This window comes from Paenibacillus sp. sgz302148 (genome assembly GCF_056120465.1).
Map to the genome: position 1 here is coordinate 1 of NZ_JBVYOJ010000059.1, position 944 is coordinate 944.

Genomic DNA, 944 nt, shown 5'->3' on the forward strand with positions numbered 1-944 from the left:
AGTAGAGTAAAGGGCTGAGTAATTCAGCCCCTCCTCATCAAACCGGACGTGAGGTTTTCCCTCATCCGGCTTTCCGATGTTCTTCTTCCTTGTGCATTGCGGTACTTTCTCTAAGCTGCAAGTTTCTTAAGTCCGGCGAGCTCAGCAGCAGCTCCGGCTAGACTGGATTTGCTGTGTTTCTTTCGTCGGTTATGCTTCTTGTTCCAGAAGAGCATCAGTCTCTTTCGGATGTACCAGTCGATCTTGTTCAGAAATGTGTCTGCGAAGCTATCGAGGCTGTAGAAATTCTTCCATCCCTGTATCTTGGGATTGAGTTCTTTTACCATTCGGTTCATTGTCCAGAACAGTCTGTTTCTTGGTTCCGTCACCTCTTTAACCGCTTGACGCATTTTCTTCATCGCTTTTCTCGACGGATAGCTTCGAAGAATGTGCGTTTCTTTCCCCTTTACCATCTTGGGTATTTTCCTGTGGTGCATGCCGAGGAAATCGAATCCCTCTTTATCCCCCCATAGGTTGACCAGTTTGGATTTGGTTTTGTTCATCTGGAGCTCCAGCTTTTGAAACACTGCTTTGAGCACATCAATGGCTTCCATCGCACTTTCTTTGGTTTTGCATAGGACGACAAGATCGTCCGCATATCGCACCAGTGTCCCGGTCTCTTTGAACTTTTTCTCCCAGATGTTATCCAGATAGTTGAGGTAAATGTTTGCCAGCAGTGGAGAGATGACTCCACCTTGCGGACTGCCAATCTCCGTCTCGTGAAACTGATCATCTTTCACGAAACCTGCCTTTAGCCATTGGCGAAGCAGTTTTAGGATACGGCGATCGCAGATGCGTTGTTCTACCAACATCATTAACTTCTCGTGTGGGATGTTGTCAAAGTAGCCCGTGATGTCGATGTCGACCACCCAATAAACACCCTTCTTTACGGCGCGTCGGATGTG

The 944-nt window shown here is 47.4% G+C and carries 1 protein-coding gene; it reads right to left on the reverse strand.

Going from position 1 to position 944, the window contains the following annotated elements; all coding sequences use genetic code 11:
- Window positions 1-110: 110 nt before the first annotated feature.
- Window positions 111-944, reverse strand: an 834-nt coding sequence (locus AC0LWM_RS32375) for a reverse transcriptase domain-containing protein (protein ID WP_474679164.1), incomplete at its 5' end; no start/stop codon positions are given.